The organism is Bacteroides sp. AF25-38AC, assembly GCF_003602995.1.
In the GTDB taxonomy this organism is placed as follows: Bacteria; Bacteroidota; Bacteroidia; order Bacteroidales; family Bacteroidaceae; genus Bacteroides; species Bacteroides uniformis.
Genome location: NZ_QTMD01000039.1, coordinates 1 through 20,456, shown reverse-complemented (window position 1 = coordinate 20,456; position 20,456 = coordinate 1). Strand labels below are relative to the sequence as shown.

General features: G+C 49.1%; 11 protein-coding genes. All 11 read left to right on the top strand.

Annotated features, from left to right (window positions below; translation table 11 throughout):
- Positions 1 to 3 precede the first annotated feature (3 nt).
- The gene (locus DWY55_RS19155) at positions 4 to 1,575 is read left to right on the top strand and encodes a DUF3945 domain-containing protein (protein WP_004291455.1); all 1,572 of its coding nucleotides are present in this window, start codon (positions 4 to 6) and stop codon (positions 1,573 to 1,575) included.
- 60 nt (positions 1,576 to 1,635) lie between these two features.
- The gene (topB, locus tag DWY55_RS19150) at positions 1,636 to 3,723 is read left to right on the top strand and encodes a type IA DNA topoisomerase (protein ID WP_004291456.1); all 2,088 of its coding nucleotides are present in this window, start codon (positions 1,636 to 1,638) and stop codon (positions 3,721 to 3,723) included.
- Positions 3,724 to 3,750: 27 nt separating this feature from the next.
- Complete coding sequence (locus DWY55_RS19145) at positions 3,751 to 4,338, top strand: DUF1896 domain-containing protein (RefSeq protein WP_004291461.1); 588 nt, start codon at positions 3,751 to 3,753, stop codon at positions 4,336 to 4,338.
- Positions 4,328 to 10,144: an N-6 DNA methylase gene (locus tag DWY55_RS19140; protein WP_004291462.1), complete on the top strand. Its 5,817-nt coding sequence runs from the start codon at positions 4,328 to 4,330 to the stop codon at positions 10,142 to 10,144. The genes DWY55_RS19145 and DWY55_RS19140 overlap by 11 nt, the downstream gene beginning before the upstream one ends.
- 657 nt (positions 10,145 to 10,801) lie before the next feature.
- Complete coding sequence (gene tet(Q), locus DWY55_RS19135; protein ID WP_004291466.1) at positions 10,802 to 12,727, top strand: tetracycline resistance ribosomal protection protein Tet(Q); 1,926 nt, start codon at positions 10,802 to 10,804, stop codon at positions 12,725 to 12,727.
- Positions 12,727 to 15,045: an ATP-binding protein gene (locus tag DWY55_RS19130; protein ID WP_004291467.1), complete on the top strand. Its 2,319-nt coding sequence runs from the start codon at positions 12,727 to 12,729 to the stop codon at positions 15,043 to 15,045. The genes tet(Q) and DWY55_RS19130 overlap by 1 nt, the downstream gene beginning before the upstream one ends.
- Positions 15,038 to 16,360 carry a sigma-54-dependent transcriptional regulator gene (locus tag DWY55_RS19125; RefSeq protein ID WP_004291471.1) on the top strand — a complete coding sequence of 441 codons (1,323 nt, stop codon included), beginning with the start codon at positions 15,038 to 15,040 and terminating at the stop codon, positions 16,358 to 16,360. The genes DWY55_RS19130 and DWY55_RS19125 overlap by 8 nt, the downstream gene beginning before the upstream one ends.
- 279 nt (positions 16,361 to 16,639) lie before the next feature.
- Positions 16,640 to 17,062: a dihydrofolate reductase family protein gene (locus tag DWY55_RS19120; protein ID WP_004291474.1), complete on the top strand. Its 423-nt coding sequence runs from the start codon at positions 16,640 to 16,642 to the stop codon at positions 17,060 to 17,062.
- Between the two features lie 238 nt (positions 17,063 to 17,300).
- Entirely contained in the window at positions 17,301 to 17,906 is a 606-nt protein-coding gene (locus DWY55_RS19115; protein WP_004304269.1) for an RteC domain-containing protein, read from the top strand.
- Positions 17,907 to 18,207: 301 nt separating this feature from the next.
- Positions 18,208 to 19,338, top strand: a complete 1,131-nt coding sequence (locus tag DWY55_RS19110; RefSeq protein ID WP_004291480.1) for an ATP-binding protein — start codon at positions 18,208 to 18,210, stop codon at positions 19,336 to 19,338.
- Between the two features lie 16 nt (positions 19,339 to 19,354).
- On the top strand, positions 19,355 to 20,456 hold a 1,102-nt coding region (locus tag DWY55_RS19105), incomplete at its 3' end, for a P-loop NTPase fold protein (RefSeq protein WP_120178279.1).

Below are 20,456 nucleotides of genomic sequence, written 5' to 3'. Positions count from 1 at the left end.
CAGATGGCAAAGAAAAAAGACGAAAAGGACGTGCTGGTAGTCCGTGACGAGAAGACAGGCGAGATCAGCGTGGTAGCCGGGCTGAACGCGGACGGCACACCCAAGCGCACCCCCGCAAAAGCGGAGAACGCGCAGAGTTTCCTGCAATTCGACCGACATGGCGACGTGCTGGACAACTTCTTCAAGAACTTCTTCCGGCAGTGCAAGGAACCCAGCCGCTTCGGTTTCTACCGCATTGCGGCAGACCAAGCTGAAAATCTCTTAGAGGTGATGAAGCAACTGCTGAAAGACCCCGAAGCGAACAAGGAGCTGCTCGCCCCTCACAAGGTGGACACCTCCGACTATGAGAAGAAGGTGCAGGAAGAGATGGCAGCACAACAGACAGAGAAACAAGAACCTCAAAAACAGGAGAACATGGAACAACGGAAAGAACAGCAACAGGACAAATCCGAACAGATGCAGGGCAAACGTGGCTACCAGCCCATCGACGAGAGTAAAATCAACTGGCAGGAGCTGGAGGACAGATGGGGCGTAAAGCGGGACAACCTTGAAAAGTCCGGCGACCTTACGAAGATGCTCAACTATGGCAAGTCCGACTTGGTAAAGGTCAAACCGACCTTCGGCGGCGAATCATTCGAGCTGGACGCCCGCCTCTCCTTCAAGAAGGACGGTGAGGGAAACATCAGCCTCGTGCCGCACTTCATCCGCAAGGAGCAGAAGCTGGATGAGTACAAGGAACACAAATTCTCCGACAATGACCGGAAGAACCTCCGCGAAACGGGCAATCTCGGTAGGGTCGTGGACATTGTGGACAGGGAAACGGGCGAGATCATCCCCTCCTACATCAGCATCGACCGCAAGACGAATGAAATCACGGACATTCCGGCAAGCAGGGTGCGCATCCCGGAGCGCATCGGCAAGACGGAAATCACCACGCAGGAGCGGGACATGCTCCGCGCCGGACTGCCCGTACGCGACAAGCTCATCGAGCGCAACGACGGCAGAAAGTTCGTCACCACCCTGCAAGTGAACGTGGAGCAGCGCGGCGTGGAGTTCGTGCCGGGAACCGGCAAGTCGCCCCGTACCGCACAGACACAGGAAACCAAAGGCGACACATCGAAAAGTCAGGCGCAGGGCGGGGAAAATGCCGCACAGACCAAGAAGGAGCAACGCCGCAACACGTGGACGAACGAGGACGGCAGCATCCGCCCCATCAGCAAATGGAGCGGCGTGAGCTTCACCGACCAGCAGAAAGCCGACTATGTGGCGGGTAAAGCCGTGAAGCTGGAGAACGTGACCGACAAGCAGGGCTTCCATGCCACGATGTATATCAAGTTCAACCCGGAGAAGGGACGCCCGTACCGCTACGACACGAACCCTGACAATGCACAGCAGGTTGCTCCGTCCAACGAGAGCCGCACGCAGGTGGCGGTGAACAACGATGGCAAGACCAACGAGGCTACAAAGAATCTGAGAGAGCCGTTGCAGAAAGGTCAGACCAACCCGAAGGACGCCCGCCAGCAACAGCAGCAGGAGAAGCCGCAGAAGAAAACGGGCAAGGGCATGAAAATGTAATCCCGTGTCCGCCACTGAATCCAAAATAAAATCCAAAGTATCAACAAAAAAGAAGAAGACATGAAGACAATCATTGCAGAAAAGCCCTCCGTGGCACGTGAAATCGCCCGCATCGTGGGCGCGACAAAGAGAGAGGAAGGATATTTCGAGGGAGGCGGTTATGCCGTGACATGGGCATTCGGACACCTCGTTCAGCTTGCCATGCCCGACGGCTACGGCGTGCGCGGATTTGTCCGTGACAACCTCCCGATTATTCCCGACACATTCACGCTCGTCCCCCGTCAGGTCAGGACGGAGAAAGGTTACAAGCCCGACAGCGGCGTGGTGTCGCAGATAAAAGTCATCAAAAGACTGTTCGACACAAGCGAACATATCATCGTGGCGACCGATGCCGGACGCGAGGGAGAGCTTATCTTCCGCTACCTCTACCACTATACGGGTTGCACCACTCCTTTCGTGCGCCTGTGGATCAGCTCTCTCACCGACAAAGCTATCCGCGAGGGACTGCGGAAACTCGAAGACGGCAGCAAATACGACAACCTCTACCTCGCCGCCAAAGCGCGGAGCGAATCCGACTGGCTCGTGGGCATCAACGGCACACAGGCGTTATCCATCGCCGCCGGACACGGCACGTATTCCGTGGGGCGGGTGCAGACACCAACGTTGGCTATGGTATGTGAACGCTACTGGGAGAACCGCCGCTTTACGTCCGAAGCATTCTGGCAGCTCCATATCGCAACGGACGGTTGCGACGGCGAAGTCGTGAAATTCTCATCCTCCGAGAAATGGAAAGAGAAAGAACCGGCGATGGAACTATATAATAAGGTAAAGGCGGCAGGTTGCGCCACTGTCACGAAAGCCGAGCGCAAGGAGAAGACGGAGGAAACTCCCTTGCTCTACGACCTGACCACGCTCCAGAAAGAAGCCAACGCCAAGCACGGCTTCACGGCGGAACAGACGCTTGAAATCGCGCAGAAACTCTACGAAAAGAAGTTGATAACCTATCCGAGAACGGGAAGCCGCTACATCCCCGAAGACGTGTTTGCCGAAATTCCCAAACTGCTCGCTTTCATCGGCACACAGCCCGAATGGAAAGACAAGGTGCGGGCAAAAGCCGCCCCGACACGCCGCAGCGTGGACGACGGCAAGGTGACAGACCACCATGCCCTGCTCGTCACGGGTGAGAAACCGCTCTTCCTCTCCAAAGAGGACAATACCATCTATCAGATGATTGCCGGGCGCATGGTCGAGGCATTCTCTGAGAAATGCGTCAAGGATGTGACCACTGTCACGGCGGAATGTGCCGGAGTGGAGTTTACCGTAAAAGGCAGCGTCGTGAAGCAAACCGGATGGCGTGCCGTCTATGGCGAGGAAAAAGAGGAAATTACCATCCCCGGCTGGCAGGAAGGCGACACGCTGACACCGAAAGGCTCGTCCATTACCGAAGGAAAGACCAAACCCAAGCCGCTGCATACCGAAGCCACCCTGCTCTCGGCAATGGAAACGGCGGGCAAGGAAATTGAGGACGACGCACTGCGGCAGGCGATGAAGGACTGTGGCATCGGTACTCCCGCCACACGCGCCTCCATCATCGAAACGCTTTTCAAGCGCGGTTACATGGAACGCTGCAAGAAGTCGCTTGTTCCCACCGAAAAAGGACTTGCCCTCAATTCCGTCGTCAAGACGATGCGCATCGCCGATGTTGCCATGACGGGCGAATGGGAAAAGGAGCTGGCGCGTATCGAGCGCGGGGAACTGTCCGACGACACCTTCCGCAAGGAGATAGAGGCGTACACACGTGAGATAACCTCCGAACTGATCTCGTGCGACAAGCTCTTCGGCAGCCGTGACTCCGGCTGCGCGTGTCCCAAGTGTGGCACGGGCAGGATGCGGTTCTACGGCAAGGTGGTACGCTGCGACAACACGGAGTGCGGACTGCCCGTGTTCCGGCTGAAAGCGGGACGCACCCTGTCCGACGATGAAATCAAAGACCTGCTCACCGAAGGGCATACCAAGCTGCTCAAAGGGTTCAAGAGCAAACAGGGCAAGAGTTTCGATGCTGTTGTCGCCTTTGACGGGGAATATAACACGACTTTTGTGTTCCCGGAGGCTAAAAAGGACAAGAAATTTTCAGGACGGAAGAAATAGTATTAACTTTGCCACTTGTTCAGAGTAATGAATTGTTCTTCGATACCGGATTACACTCATACTTTGGATTTAGTGGTGGCACTCGGAGGGATACCGAGTGCCTTTTTCTTCCTTTTTCCAACCGATTATCCCGTTAATTATCAATCCGCTAAATCCAAAGTAATGAACAACAAGAAGAAAAACGAGGGTCAGACCGACTTTTCCTATTACGGTCTGTACCTGCTGGACTATCTCCGCACGAACAAGTTTGAACAGGCTGACGACACCGCTTTCATACGGGAACGGGCCGACCGTGCCGCCGAAACGTATGAGAGGGCACGGCTTGAAGGCTATCCCGCCGATGGTGCGCAGGAACTGGCGATGGACACGCTGCTGCGCGGGCTGCATTATTCCCGTTACGCCATCCTCCGCGAAGTCGTGGAAAACGAGTTTGCCGATGAAGTGCCGGAAGAGAAGCGTGAAGCCTTTGTCCTGAAACTGCTGCCGCTTGTCGGCAACGTGTTCTCCGTCTATGACCTCTCGGATGACAATTTCGCCCTGTCTTCCGATTACGACCTGCTCTACACGGAGCTGACGGGAGCAACCGTCCTTTACTTAGACGAATATGGCGTTTAACCGCAAACAGAAACTGCGGGACAACATCGAGGCGATACGGACGGCATTCATCCTTGACAGGGAAAATAGGACAGCGACAACCGAAGAGCGTGCCATACTTCAAAGGTACTGCGGTTTCGGCGGTCTGAAATGTATCCTCAACCCTGCAAAGGAACTGACGGATGCCGTCCGGTGGGCGAAATCCGACCTCGAACTGTTCGCCCCGACGGTGGAGCTGCACAGGCTTATCCGTGAGAACAGCAAGGACGAAACAGAGTACAAGCGGTTTGTGGATTCGCTGAAAGCGTCCGTGCTGACCGCTTTCTACACCCCCAAAGAGATAACCGACACCATCGCGGACGTGCTGGCAGATTACAGCGTCCGCCCCGCCCGTATGCTCGAACCGTCGGCAGGTGTCGGCGTGTTCGTGGATTCCATGCTGCGGCACAGCCCCAATGCGGATGTGATGGCTTTCGAGAAGGATCTGCTCACGGGTACAATCTTGAGGCATCTCTATCCCGACCAGAAAATGCGCACCTGCGGTTTTGAGAAAATCGAAAGACCGTTCAACAATTATTTCGACTTGGCGGTGTCCAACATTCCGTTCGGTGACATTGCCGTGTTCGACGCGGAGTTTCAGCGGAGCGACTCTTTCGGCAGACGCTCCGCCCAGAAAACCATCCACAACTATTTCTTTCTCAAAGGACTGGATGCCGTGCGTGACGGCGGTATCGTGGCGTTCATCACCTCGCAAGGGGTATTGAATAGCACCAAGACCTCCGTGCGTAACGAGCTGTTCAGTCAGGCCAATCTGGTATCCGCGATACGCCTGCCCAACAACCTGTTCACGGACAACGCGGGCACGGAGGTGGGCAGTGACCTGATTGTCCTGCAAAAGAACCTCAGCAAGAAGGAAATGTCGCAGGACGAGCGGCTGATGACCGTGATACAGACGGACACGAAAACCGCCCTGACCGACAACGCCTATTTCATCCACCACCCGGAACGCATCGTGCATACGATGGCGAAACTTGACACAGACCCCTACGGGAAGCCCGCTATGGTTTATCTGCACGAGGGCAAGGCAGCAGGCATCGCCGGGGATTTGCGCCGTATGCTCGACGAGGATTTCCATTACAGGCTTGCCATGCGCTTGTATTCGGGTTCAATCCGGCAGGCAGGAACGGAAGAAAAAGTTGCCGTTCAAAATAAAGTAGAGCGTCCTGCCATAAAATTGGAAACAGTATCCTCGGCGCAGACGGTGGAAACTCCGACAGAAAAGCCGCAACCCGCAGATGAAAAGCCGGAGATAGAACCGCGCCCGCAATATTCCGCAGGCGTGCAGCTCACCCTGCTTGACCTCTGGGGGATGACGGAAGAGGTCAGCCAACCGAAAACCTCCAAAAAGAAAAAGACGGTGAAAAAGGCAGTTACGGCAAAGTCCACTCCGCCCAAACCGAAAGTCACGGTTACACCGACAGCTCCAACTGCAAAACCCGCAATGGAGAATAAGGAGGTGAAAGCGGAGAACACCGCCAAGCCTGCCGACCCGGACGACATCTATGCCACACTGGACTGGGATACCAATCCTCCCATCAACGGTTTCTATGAAATGATGATGGGTTTGACGCCGGAGCGTAGGAAAGAACTTCGGGAACTGGCAAGGCAGCATAACGAGAAACAAGTGGCGGAAAAGACGGAAGTGAAAGCCGTGCCGGAAACTTCCCGTGAGCAGCCACGACAGGAGGAAACACAGCCGGAGGCAGTCGCCGCACCTGCCGTTACAGATACCCCATCGGAAGCGGTGGGGACTTTCCTTTTCCCCGACATCGAAGCGGAAAAGCCGAAGGAGGAAGTCGTGGACCTTTCTCCGCGTGCCTACCACCGCACGCCGGAGATGCACCTGCGCGAAGGGTCGCTGGTGGCTGACCGGGGGCGTCATAACATCGGCTACCTGAAAGACATCACGCCATACGGGGCGACATTCCAGCCGCTCGACCTGAAAGGATACCAGAAGGAAAAGGCGTTGTTGTATGTGTCGCTGCGTGACGCCTACGAGCGTCTGTACCGTTATGAATCGCTCCGGCGCGAGGCAAATGTTCCGTGGCGAGAGCATCTGAATACCTGTTACGATGAGTTTGTCATGCGCTACGGCAACCTCAACGCCAAGCAGAACGTGAAGTTAGTGATGATGGATGCGGGCGGGCGCGACATCCTTTCGCTGGAACGGATGGAAAACGGAAAGTTCGTCAAGGCGGACATCTTCGAGCATCCTGTTTCCTTCGCGGTGGAGAGCCATGCCAACGTAGGCTCTCCCGAAGAAGCCCTGTCTGCGTCGCTCAACAAATATGGTACGGTCAATCTCGACTATATGCGGGAGATAACCGACAGCACGGCGGAGGATTTGCTCACTGCCCTGCAAGGGCGCATCTACTACAATCCGCTCGTGACCGGTTACGAAATCAAAGACCGTTTCATCGCCGGAAATGTCATAGAGAAAGCGGAACGCATAGAGGCATGGATGGGTGACAATCCCGAAAATGAGCGTATGCCGGAGGTGAAGCAGGCGTTGGAGGCTCTGAAAGATGCCGAGCCGCAGCGCATCGCCTTCGAGGATCTGGACTTCAATTTCGGGGAACGCTGGATTCCGACGGGTGTCTATGCCGCCTACATGAGCCGGCTGTTCGACACGGAGGTGAAAATCGCCTATTCCGCAAGCATGGACGAGTTTTCGGTGGTGTGCGGCTACCGCACCATGAAAATCACGGACGAGTTTCTGGTGAAGGGGTATTACCGGAACTATGACGGTATGCACCTCCTAAAACACGCCCTGCACAACACCTGCCCTGACATGATGAAGTCCATCGGCAAGGACGAGCATGGCAACGACATCAAGATGCGCGACAGCGAGGGAATACAACTCGCCAACGCCAAGATTGACGAGATACGAAACGGCTTCTCCGAATGGCTCGAAGAGCAGTCGCCGCAGTTCAAGGAGCGGCTTGTGACGATGTATAACCGCAAGTTCAACTGTTTCGTGCGCCCGCGCTACGACGGCTCCCATCAGACCTTTCCCGACCTCAACCTGAAAGGGCTGGCAAGCCGGGGTATCAAGAGCGTCTATCCCTCACAGATGGATTGCGTCTGGATGTTGAAACAGAACGGCGGCGGAATTTGCGACCACGAGGTGGGAACCGGTAAGACGCTGATAATGTGCATCGCCGCGCATGAGATGAAGCGTCTGAATTTGGCACACAAGCCGATGATTATCGGGCTGAAAGCCAACGTTGCGGAGATTGCAGCCACCTATCAGGCGGCATATCCCAACGCACGTATTCTGTACGCTTCGGAGAAGGACTTTTCGACCGCCAACCGTGTGCGCTTCTTCAATAATATAAAGAACAACGACTACGATTGCGTCATCATGTCGCACGACCAGTTCGGCAAGATACCGCAGTCGCCGGAATTGCAGCAGCGCATCCTGCAAGCAGAGCTTGACACGGTGGAGGAAAACCTCGAAGTGCTACGGCAGCAGGGAAAGAACGTGTCGCGGGCGATGCTGAAAGGATTGGAGAAGCGCAAGCACAACCTTGAAGCGAAGCTGGAGAAGGTGGAACACGCCATAAAGTCACGCACGGACGACGTGGTGGATTTCAAGCAGATGGGCATCGACCACATCTTCATAGATGAGAGCCACCAGTTCAAGAATCTGACTTTCAACACGCGCCACGACCGTGTGGCGGGATTGGGAAACAGCGAGGGAAGCCAGAAGGCACTTAACATGCTCTTTGCCATACGCACCATACAGGAGCGCACAGGAAAAGACTTGGGTGCGACCTTCCTCTCCGGCACGACTATCAGCAACTCACTGACTGAATTGTACCTGCTGTTCAAGTACCTGCGCCCGAAGGAGCTGGAACGGCAGGACATAAGGTGTTTCGACGCTTGGGCGGCGATATTTGCCAAGAAGACGACGGATTTTGAATTTAACGTGACGAACAATGTGGTCCAGAAGGAGCGTTTCCGCTACTTCATCAAAGTGCCGGAGCTTGCCGCCTTCTATAATGAAATCACGGACTACCGCACGGCGGAGGATGTGGGCGTTGACCGTCCTGCCAAGAACGAGATACTGCACCATATACCGCCCACGCCGGAACAGGAGGACTTCATACAGAAACTGATGCAGTTCGCCAAGACGGGCGATGCCACCTTGTTGGGCAGGCTGCCGCTTTCGGAAACGGAAGAAAAGGCGAAGATGCTCATCGCCACGGACTATGCCCGGAAAATGGCACTCGACATGCGCATGATAGACCCGAATTACGAAGATCATCCCGACAACAAAGCGAGTCACTGTGCCAAGATGATCGCGGAGTATTATCAAAAATACGACGCCCAGAAAGGCACGCAGTTCGTTTTCTCTGATTTGGGGACATACCAGCCGGGCGACGGGTGGAACGTCTATTCGGAAATCAAGCGCAAACTGACGGAGGACTACGGTATACCGCCAAGCGAGGTGCGCTTCATTCAGGAGTGCAAGACCGACAAGGCGCGGAAGGCGGTGATAGACGCCATGAACGCCGGGACGGTGCGTGTGCTGTTCGGCTCTACCTCTATGCTCGGAACGGGTGTGAACGCCCAGAAACGGTGTGTGGCTATCCATCATCTCGATACGCCGTGGCGACCGTCCGACTTGCAACAGCGTGACGGACGCGGAGTTAGGGCAGGTAATGAGATTGCCAAACATTTCGCCGGGAACAACGTGGATGTAATCATCTACGCGGTGGAGAAGTCACTGGACAGCTACAAGTTCAACCTCCTGCACTGCAAGCAGACTTTCATAAGCCAGCTCAAAAGCGGTGCGATGGGTGCGCGTACCATCGACGAGGGGGCAATGGACGAAAAATCGGGCATGAATTTCTCGGAATACATGGCGTTGCTCTCCGGCAATACCGACCTGTTGGACAAGGCGAAACTGGAAAAGCGGATCGCATCGCTCGAAGGGGAACGCAAGTCGTTCAACAAGGGCAAGCGTGATTCGGAGTTCAAGCTGGAGTCAAAGACCGGCGAGTTGCGCAACAACACGGCTTTCATAGATGCCATGACGGAGGACTGGAACCGCTTCCTGTCGGTGGTGCAGACCGACAAGGAGGGCAACCGCCTTAATATAATAAAGGTGGACGGAGTGGATTCCGCCGATGAGAAGGTCATCGGAAAGCGTTTGCAGGAGATAGCCAAGAATGCCACGACCGGAGGGTTGTACACGCAGGTCGGTGAACTTTACGGTTTTCCGATAAAGGTGGTGAGCGAAAGGATACTCAAAGAGGGATTGGAGTTCACCGACAACCGCTTCGTGGTCGAGGGGAACTACAAGTACACCTACAACAACGGGCATCTGGCGATGGCTGACCCGTTGGCCGCCGCCCGCAACTTCCTCAACGCGATGGAGAGGATACCCTCCATCATCGACCAGTACAAGGCGAAGAACGAGGTGCTGGAGATGGAGATACCGCAGTTACAGGAGATAGCGGGTAAGGTGTGGAAGAAGGAGGACGAGCTGAAGCAGTTGAAGTCCGAACTTGCCGCCCTTGACCGAAAAATTCAGCTGGAGCTTGCGCCACCCACGCCCGAAGTCGCAGAAAAGGAGAATGAAGGGCAACAGCTCAAGCCGGAAGCGGAAGATGTGAGGAACAGGCAGGCGCAATATCCCGAAAATGCACCGCCGCAGATACGCAGTCCGGCGGATAGTATCGTTGCCAACCATGTCATAATCGGGCGTCCGGGACTGTATGCCAAGGAGGAAACCCGGTCCAAAGGATTGAAAATATAACCTAAGGAATTTTATCTGAAGTATTAATAAGGGCTATCCCAAAAGGTCTAAAAGTAAATTTTATCCTTTCTGCAAGTATCTATAGGATGGCAACTGCATTTTTTTCTTTTTGGGCAGCCCTTATTAAAATTTATTCTTATTTTAGGTTATATACATTCATGTCCATTTATGTAAAAAATTCCTGCTGACCTTGTTTATGTCTTGTCAGTCACCATTTGCAAAACCATATTTGACCCTCAAAGAGGCTGAATTTGATAAGTAACTTGCTACATACTCATAATAAGGAGCTAAATAGAACACGAATGGGAAATACACAAATGCTAAACTAAAGAAGATATTGGCCAAAATAAACGCTATACCGAGAGAGAAACTTGATTTTTCAACTTCCTAAAACGGTGTTGTTCAAACATTTCTACTTATTTGTACTTGCCAGTTGAACCTACGCTTCCCTAATAAAATGTCTATGGTAAAAAGTTAAAAAATCCTCCCACTTTTGTTAGATATATTTTTTTGTGTAATTTTGTAATCGTTATGCGGCAGTAATAATATACATATTAATACGAGTTAGTAATCCTGTAGTTCTCATATGCTACGAGGAGGTATTAAAAGGTGCGTTTCGACAATGCATCTACTGTAGTATATTATTGCTTAATCCAAATGAATATTATAAATTTAGGAATTCTTGCTCACATTGATGCAGGAAAAACTTCCGTAACCGAGAATCTGCTGTTTGCCAGTGGAGCAACGGAAAAGTGCGGCCGTGTGGATAATGGTGACACCATAACGGACTCTATGGATATAGAGAAACGTAGAGGAATTACTGTCCGGGCTTCTACGACATCTATTATCTGGAATGGAGTGAAATGCAATATCATTGACACTCCGGGACACATGGATTTTATTGCGGAAGTGGAGCGGACATTCAAAATGCTTGATGGAGCAGTCCTCATCTTATCCGCAAAGGAAGGCATACAAGCGCAGACAAAGTTGCTGTTCAGTACTTTACAAAAGCTGCAAATCCCGACAATTATATTTATCAATAAGATTGACCGTGCCGGTGTGAATTTGGAGCGTTTGTATATGGATATAAAAACAAATCTGTCGCAAGATGTCCTGTTTATGCAAACTGTTGTCGATGGATCGGTTTATCCGGTTTGCTCCCAAACATATATAAAGGAAGAATACAAAGAATTTGTATGCAACCATGACGACGATATATTAGAACGATATTTGGCGGATAGCGAAATTTCACCGGCTGATTATTGGAATACGATAATCGCTCTTGTGGCAAAAGCCAAAGTCTATCCGGTGCTACATGGATCAGCAATGTTCAATATCGGTATCAATGAGTTGTTGGACGCCATTTCTTCTTTTATACTTCCTCCGGCATCAGTCTCAAACAGACTTTCAGCTTATCTCTATAAGATAGAGCATGACCCCAAAGGGCATAAAAGAAGTTTTCTTAAAATAATTGACGGAAGTCTGAGACTTCGAGACGTTGTAAGAATCAACGATTCGGAAAAATTCATCAAGATTAAAAATCTAAAGACTATTTATCAGGGCAGAGAGATAAATGTTGATGAAGTGGGTGCCAATGATATCGCGATTGTAGAAGATATAGAAGATTTTCGAATCGGAGATTATTTAGGTGCTAAACCTTGTTTGATTCAAGGATTATCTCATCAGCATCCCGCTCTCAAATCCTCCGTCCGGCCAAATAAGCCCGAAGAGAGAAGCAAGGTGATATCCGCTCTGAATACATTGTGGATTGAAGACCCGTCTTTGTCCTTTTCCATAAACTCATATAGTGATGAATTGGAAATCTCGTTATATGGTTTGACCCAAAAGGAAATCATACAGACATTGCTGGAAGAACGATTTTCCGTAAAGGTCCATTTTGATGAGATCAAGACTATCTACAAAGAACGACCTATAAAAAAGGTCAATAAGATTATTCAGATCGAAGTACCACCCAACCCTTACTGGGCCACAATAGGGCTGACTCTTGAACCCTTACCGTTAGGGGCAGGGTTGCAAATCGAAAGTGACATCTCCTATGGTTATCTGAACCATTCTTTTCAAAATGCCGTTTTTGAAGGGATTCGTATGTCTTGCCAATCTGGTTTACATGGATGGGAAGTGACAGATCTGAAAGTAACTTTTACTCAAGCCGAGTATTATAGCCCGGTAAGTACACCTGCTGATTTCAGACAGCTGACCCCTTATGTCTTCAGGCTGGCTTTGCAACAGTCAGGTGTGGACATTCTCGAACCGATGCTCTGTTTTGAGTTGCAGATACCCCAAGTAGCGAGTTCCAAAGCTATTACAGATTTGCAAAAACTGATGTCTGAGATTGAAGACATCAGTTGTAATAATGAGTGGTGTCATATTAAAGGGAAAGTTCCATTAAATACAAGTAAAGACTATGCCTCAGAAGTAAGTTCGTACACTAAGGGCTTAGGCATTTTTATGGTTAAGCCATGTGGGTATCAAATAACAAAAGACGGTTATTCTGATAATATCCGCATGAACGAAAAAGATAAACTTTTATTCATGTTCCAAAAATCAATGTCATTAAAATAATGGAGCGGTCAGGAAATTTCTATAAGGCAATACGGTTGGGATATATACTTATCTCCATTCTTATCGGATGTATGGCATATAATAGCCTCTATGAATGGCAGGAGATAGAAGCATTAGAACTTGGCAATAAAAAAATAGACGAGCTCCGAAAAGAAATAAACAATATCAATATTCAAATGATAAAATTTTCTCTATTGGGTGAAACAATACTGGAATGGAACGATAAAGATATCGAGCATTACCATGCACGGCGTATGGCAATGGACAGTATGCTCTGCCGTTTCAAGGCCACCTATCCAGCAGAGCGCATCGATAGTGTGCGCAGTCTTTTAGAGGATAAGGAACGACAGATGTTCCAGATAGTCCGGTTAATGGATGAACAACAATCTATTAACAAGAAGATAGCCAATCAAATTCCGGTTATTGTACAGAAAAGTGTGCAGGAACAGTCCAAAAAGCCAAAACGAAAAGGTTTCTTAGGCATATTCGGCAAAAAAAAGGAAGTAACTCCAGCAGTATCAACCACTATCCTTCATTCGGTCAATAGAAACGTAATCAGCGAACAGAAAGTGCAGGATCGCCAATTGTCGGAACAAGCCGACAGCCTTGCAGCTCGTAATGCAGAACTTAACAGACAACTGCAAGAATTGATTTGCCAAATAGAAGAAAAGGTACAAACCGAACTGCAAAGCCGGGAAAACGAAATAGTTGCCATGCGTGAAAAGTCATTTATGCAAGTAGGCGGTTTAATGGGATTCGTTCTTCTATTGTTGTTAATTTCCTACATCATCATACATCGTGATGCAAAAAGCATTAAACAATACAAGCACAAGACAACTGATTTGATAAGGCAACTGGAACAATCCGTACAACGGAACGAGGCACTGATAACGTCAAGGAAGAAGGCGGTACATACTATCACCCATGAACTGCGCACACCGCTGACAGCAATAACAGGCTATGCCGGACTGATACGGAAAGAACAGTGTGAGGATAAGTCCGGGCAGTATATCCAAAACATACTGCAATCCTCCGACCGTATGCGGGATATGCTTAACACTTTGCTTGACTTCTTCCGCCTGGACAACGGCAAGGAACAGCCCCGTCTGTCACCCTGCCGGATTTCAGCAATCACGCACACACTTGAAACGGAGTTCATGCCTGTTGCCGTGAACAAAGGGCTGTCCTTGTCCGTGAAGACTGGACACGATGCCATTGTATTGACCGACAAAGAGCGAATAATACAAATCGGGAATAACCTGCTGTCAAACGCTGTCAAGTTCACAGAAGAAGGCGGTGTTTCTTTGATTACTGAATATGATAATGGAGTTCTGACACTGGTCGTTGAAGATACAGGTACAGGCATGACAGAAGAGGAACAGAAACAAGCGTTCGGTGCGTTTGAACGTCTATCAAATGCCGCCGCAAAGGAGGGTTTCGGGCTTGGGCTTGCCATAATGCGTAATATTGTGTCGATGCTTGGCGGAACAATCCGTTTAGACAGCAAGAAAGGGAAAGGCAGTCGTTTCACAGTTGAAATTTCTATGCAGGAAGCTGAAGAACAGCTTGGATATACAAGCAATACACCTGTTTATCATAACAATAAATTCCATGATGTTGTCGCCATTGACAATGATGAGGTATTACTTCTGATGCTGAAAGAGATGTATTCCCAAGAAGGAATACACTGCGACACTTGCACCGATGCTGCGGCACTGATGGAAATGATACGCCAGAAAGAATACAGCCTGTTGCTGACAGACTTGAATATGCCCGATATAAACGGTTTCGAATTGCTGGAACTGTTGCGTTCGTCCAACGTGGGCAATTCACCAACAATCCCGGTGGTTGTGGCAACCGCTTCGGGCAGTTGTAACAAAGGGGAACTATTGGCAAAAGGCTTTGCCGGATGCCTGTTCAAACCGTTCTCCATATCGGAACTGATGGAGGTTTCCGACAGGTGTGCCATAAAAGCGACACCGGACGGGAAACCGGACTTTTCCGCCTTATTGTCCTATGGCAATGAAGCCGTCATGCTGGAAAAGTTGATAACTGAAACAGAAAAGGAAATGCAGGCGGTACGGGATGCAGCAAAAGAAAAAGACCTGCAAAAGCTGGATTCCCTGATCCACCACCTGCGCAGTTCGTGGGAGGTGCTCCGTGCCGACCAACCGCTGAATGTACTTTACGGATTGCTTCGTGGCGATGCTCTCCCGGATGGTGAAGCGTTAAGCCATGCCGTGACTGCCGTGCTGGATAAGGGAGTGGAAATAATACGGTTGGCAGAAGAGGAAAGGAGAAAATACGAAGATGAATAAGACAAAAATAATTGTGGTGGAAGACAACATCGTGTATTGCGAATATGTCTGCAATATGCTGTCACGGGAGGGCTACCGCAATATGAAGGCTTACCACCTCTCAACCGCGAAGAAACATCTGCAACAGGCAACAGATAATGATATCGTGGTTGCCGACCTGCGTCTGCCTGACGGCAGTGGCATAGACCTTTTGTGCTGGATGCGAAAGGAGGGAAAGATGCAGCCCTTCATCATTATGACCGACTACGCCGAAGTTAATACCGCCGTGGAAAGCATGAAACTCGGCTCGATAGACTATATTCCCAAACAGCTTGTGGAGGATAAACTTGTCCCCCTGATCCGTTCCATACTGAAAGAACGTCAGGCAGGACAACGCCGTATGCCTATATTCGCCCGTGAAGGTTCCGCCTTTCAGAAAATCATGCACCGCATAAGGCTGGTAGCCGCCACCGATATGAGCGTGATGATATTTGGTGAGAACGGCACGGGCAAGGAGCATATTGCCCACCTGTTGCATGACAAGAGCAAACGTGCAGGCAAGCCATTTGTGGCGGTGGACTGCGGTTCACTCTCCAAAGAGCTTGCACCGTCGGCTTTCTTCGGACACGTCAAAGGTGCATTTACAGGTGCGGACAATGCCAAGAAAGGATATTTCCATGAGGCGGAAGGCGGCACGTTGTTTCTGGACGAGGTAGGAAACCTCGCGTTGGAAACCCAACAGATGTTGCTCCGTGCCATACAGGAGAGGCGGTATCGCCCGGTCGGAGACAAGGCAGACCGGAATTTCAATGTCCGCATCATCGCTGCTACCAATGAAGATTTGGAGGTATCGGTGAATGAAAAGCGTTTTCGGCAGGATCTTCTGTACCGCCTGCACGACTTCGGGATAACCGTTCCTCCGTTGCGTGACTGTCAAGAAGACATTATGCCGCTGGCAGAGTTCTTCCGTGATATGGCAAACAGAGAGCTGGAGTGTAGCGTGAGCGGGTTCAGTTCCGAAGCACGTAAAGCGTTGCTGACACACGCATGGCCGGGCAACGTGCGGGAACTTCGGCAGAAAGTTATGGGTGCTGTATTGCAGGCGCAGGAAGGTGTTGTCATGAAAGAGCATCTGGAACTTGCCGTGACGAAACCGACCTCTACTGTCAGCTTCGCCTTGCGCAATGACGCGGAGGATAAGGAGCGGATATTGCGTGCGTTGAAACAGGCAAACGGCAACCGGAGTGTCGCCGCAGAACTGCTCGGCATAGGCAGGACAACACTATACAGCAAACTTGAAGAGTATGGACTTAAATATAAATTCAAGCAATCATAGCCCGTAATTCACTGAATTTGGCTATCTTTGCATAACATTTGAGAAAAACGGCGATTGGCAGGAGCTTTTCGCCGCCAACATATAGGATAAGACCGCAAGGCGTTTCAAGCGAAAATCTGGTAAATTGGAACTACGGAGACGATTGCGTGATGCTTATGCTATGCTTACGCATAGCGTGCATTCACGTACTCTCCGTAAAGGCTTTACCAGAGCCATCGCTTGAAGGTAGTGTGAATTGCACGCTACTTTTTTACCCTTGCCTAACGAAAGGAAACGATTATGGGTAAAGTTCAGATTCTCGCCGTACTGACGATGGACGGATGTCTTTCTTCAGAGTTATATGATAAAGCACATCAGGATTTGTGCCTTGACCGTTGCGGTCTTGATGAAATCAGGAAGAAAGCCTTTTACCGTGTGACACCGGACTATTCCATTTCAATGCTGCACGAATGGAGAAAAGACTGCACAAACATCCGTTACCTCGCGGAAGCCACACCGGACACGGCAGACTATATAAACGGACTGCTGCGGATGCACGCTGTGGATGAAATCATACTATACACCGTTCCTTTCATATCCGGAAGCGGACGACATTTTTTTAAGTCGGCTCTGCCAGAGCAACACTGGACGCTTTCCTCTTTGAAAAGCTATCCCAACGGTGTATGTCGCATTATCTATATCCTTGATAAAAAAGCAAGATAGCCAAAATGTGCGGCAAGCATACATTTCTATTTTCAGGAATAGAATAAATGTTCCGATTACAAACAATTTAAGTCGGAGATAATTTGTCCTTGTGAAAAAATACTGAATTTTATACCTCTGAAATCCAGCACTTTGTAAAATTGAGTGTTGGATTTTTTATTTTCTGCCGCGTTTTTTGCCAATTATATTCATGTGCGCACGCAGAAAACAAAGTGTAATTTTCAAAATTGACAGAACCATGAATTATTTCTTGCTGGCGGAAACCGACTTTTTCCGCCTGATAAACGAAGCCGGCGACTGCAATATGGAAACGGCATACACGGCTTTCGCCACCCAAGTGATCGAACTGTGCAACGGCGGCATGGACATGAACCTTACCGTCATCGCGCTTGCCTACATCGAAATCGAGTTGCAGCACCATCCCGTACGTAATCTGTCAGAAGAAAAAAGAGAGATTGCCGCCTACGTCAGCAAGGCTCTGTCTTTCGTAAGAAAGATGCAGAAATTCCTTGCCACGCCCCAAGTGCCACCACTAATATCCGCCAACAACGCAACAGAAACCACCGCCAGCCTTCTTCAATGGACGGGCAATGCCATCGACCTCGTGGAACTTATCTACGGCATAGACGTGATGGGCTGCATCAACAACGGCAATATGCCGCTCAAACAGCTCGCCCCACTTCTCTATAAGATATTCGGGGTTGATTCTAAAGACTGCTACCGCTTCTACACTGATATCAAACGCCGGAAGAACGAAAGCCGCACCTATTTCATTGACAGGATGCAGGAAAAACTGAACGAGAGAATGTTGCGTGATGAGGAGTTGGAGCGGATGAGAAAATAAAAAAATATCCATTACATATGAGAAGACAGGAATACTCGTATCCTGTCTTTTTATTTTCATTTAATTATATATTAATTAGCACAATATATGTGAGTTTTTCATTCCTATAAGGACAAATTTCAGAAACGTATGTCTGGTAAATTATTGAGTCATCATAGTATGAACATATATCATTACTAAAAACAATGAAACAACTTCCATAAGATTGTGGTTGTAAAAATCGCCATTTAATAGCCCGTTTTTTTTGTAAAATTCGCCAATTAAAAAAATATGATTATCTTTGCATTATATTTTATAAGGTATGGAAACAGTAAATAGAATACTTCAAGAGAAGATTACAGCACGAATCGCGCCCAATAAAGCAGTACTGATTTTTGGTGCTCGCCGTGTTGGTAAAACGGTAATGATGCGTAAAATTGTGGACAACTATTCAGGTAGGACGATGATGCTCAACGGCGAAGACTACGACACATTAGCACTATTGGAGAATCGCTCAATAGCCAATTATCGGCATTTATTGGATGGTATTGATTTGCTGGCTATTGATGAGGCACAGAACATACCACAAATCGGTAGTATTCTGAAGTTGATAGTTGATGAAATACCGGGAATAAGTGTCTTGGCAAGTGGTTCTTCGTCATTCGATTTGCTGAATAAGACTGGTGAACCGTTGGTCGGCCGCAGTACGCAATTTCTCCTTACACCATTCTCGCAACGGGAAATCGCACAGACGGAAACGGCACTTGAAACCCGCCAGAACCTCGAAGCGCGCTTGATTTACGGTTCCTATCCCGAAGTAGTAATGATGGAGAACTATGAACGTAAAACAGACTACCTACGTGATATTGTCGGTGCATACCTGCTTAAAGATATCTTAGCAATTGACGGCTTAAAAAATTCGAGCAAGATGCGCGATCTACTGCGATTGATAGCTTTTCAGTTGGGCAGCGAAGTTTCTTACGAAGAGTTAGGTAAACAACTCGGCATGAGCAAGACGACCGTTGAAAAATACCTCGACCTATTGGAAAAGGTCTTCGTTATCTATCGTCTGGGGGCTTATTCGCGTAACCTACGCAAGGAGGTTACAAAAGCTGGCAAGTGGTACTTCTACGACAACGGCATTCGCAATGCCATTATCGGGGCTTTCTCACCGCTGGCCATTCGGCAGGATGTCGGTGCGCTGTGGGAGAACTACATCATCGGAGAGCGGCGCAAAGCGAACTTCAATGAGGGACTGCACAGGGAGTTCTATTTCTGGCGCACCTACGACAAACAGGAAATCGACCTGATTGAGGAGAGTGCCGACAGTCTTACCGCCTTGGAGTTCAAGTGGGGAAATAAAATGCCGGCCGCACCGAAAGCCTTCCAAGAAGCCTATCCCTATGCCGAGTTTCATGTGGTAAATCGGGAGAATTATTTGGAGTTCGTATAATCAATAAATTACGTATATGGAAACAAAACTACAATCCAAACAGCAATATCCGCGGTTTATCCAAAATAAACCGTGTGGTATTGACAAATTCGATGGAGGTTCGCAAGAAAGGTTGGCAAAAACTATTGCTCGCCATTTTTGTCAGAATGATTCATTGGATGAGGAATGTACTTTACCTCGAATTATCGGCATCGAAGGTATTTGGGGATCTGGAAAATCCAACGTGGTTAAAATGTTGGAACGTGAATTATCAGACGACTATTACTTTTTTGAGTATGACGCATGGGGACATCAAGAGGACTTGCAACGCCGCTCTATATTGGAATTGCTTACAAGCAAACTTATTGATGATGGTATCCTATCTGGAAATGCAACAATAAAAGTCAAAGGTGGAGGTACGAAAACCGTATCATGGTCTGAAAAGCTGAAATATTTATTAGCCCGTAAAACGGAGACCGTAACCGAAAAATATCCCCTTATCAGTAATGGTATGGTTGCGGCATTTTTGGTTGCAGTTTTAACTCCGATATTTACATTTATTGCGTATGCAGTAAAACCTACACCCACAACATGGTGGTTTTCTTTATTGTCTATTATCATAGCTGCACTGCCAGTTCTTATTGCATTGTGCGTTTGGAAATGGGCATATAGCAAAGATCATAAATATGGATGGAGTTATATGTTAGCTATTTATCAAGATAAAGTCGAAAAGGACGTTTGCTATGAGACTTTGAGCGAAGACGAACCAACGGTTTACGAGTTCAAAACATGGATGCAAGACATTTCTGATTTTATCAAGGAAAAAGGACAACGTAAATTAGTCCTTGTTTTTGACAACATGGATCGTCTCCCCGCTGAAAAAGTAAAAGAATTATGGTCTTCTATCCATACGTTCTTCGCCGATAGCGGTTTTGAAAATGTTTGGGCTGTTATTCCTTTCGATGAAACACATTTAGCTTGTGCATTCGGAGATGAGACCGACGAACAAACGAAACAACTGACCAAGTATTTTATCAATAAAACTTTCCCTATTGTTTATCGTGTTGCTCCTCCTGTTATTACTGGAAAATCCAGTGTAAGCTGCCCCCTAAAACCAAGCGATTCTGCCCCCTTAAAAC

What these genes read in the sequence shown, in the direction of transcription:
- DWY55_RS19155 (WP_004291455.1), top strand. Translation starts at nt 4, where the DNA reads ATGGCAAAGAAAAAAGACGAAAAGGACGTGCTGGTAGTCCGTGACGAG.
- topB (WP_004291456.1), top strand. Translation starts at nt 1,636, where the DNA reads ATGAAGACAATCATTGCAGAAAAGCCCTCCGTGGCACGTGAAATCGCC.
- DWY55_RS19145 (WP_004291461.1), top strand. Translation starts at nt 3,751, where the DNA reads ATGAATTGTTCTTCGATACCGGATTACACTCATACTTTGGATTTAGTG.
- DWY55_RS19140 (WP_004291462.1), top strand. Translation starts at nt 4,328, where the DNA reads ATGGCGTTTAACCGCAAACAGAAACTGCGGGACAACATCGAGGCGATA.
- DWY55_RS19130 (WP_004291467.1), top strand. Translation starts at nt 12,727, where the DNA reads ATGGAGCGGTCAGGAAATTTCTATAAGGCAATACGGTTGGGATATATA.
- DWY55_RS19125 (WP_004291471.1), top strand. Translation starts at nt 15,038, where the DNA reads ATGAATAAGACAAAAATAATTGTGGTGGAAGACAACATCGTGTATTGC.
- DWY55_RS19120 (WP_004291474.1), top strand. Translation starts at nt 16,640, where the DNA reads ATGGGTAAAGTTCAGATTCTCGCCGTACTGACGATGGACGGATGTCTT.
- DWY55_RS19115 (WP_004304269.1), top strand. Translation starts at nt 17,301, where the DNA reads ATGAATTATTTCTTGCTGGCGGAAACCGACTTTTTCCGCCTGATAAAC.
- DWY55_RS19110 (WP_004291480.1), top strand. Translation starts at nt 18,208, where the DNA reads ATGGAAACAGTAAATAGAATACTTCAAGAGAAGATTACAGCACGAATC.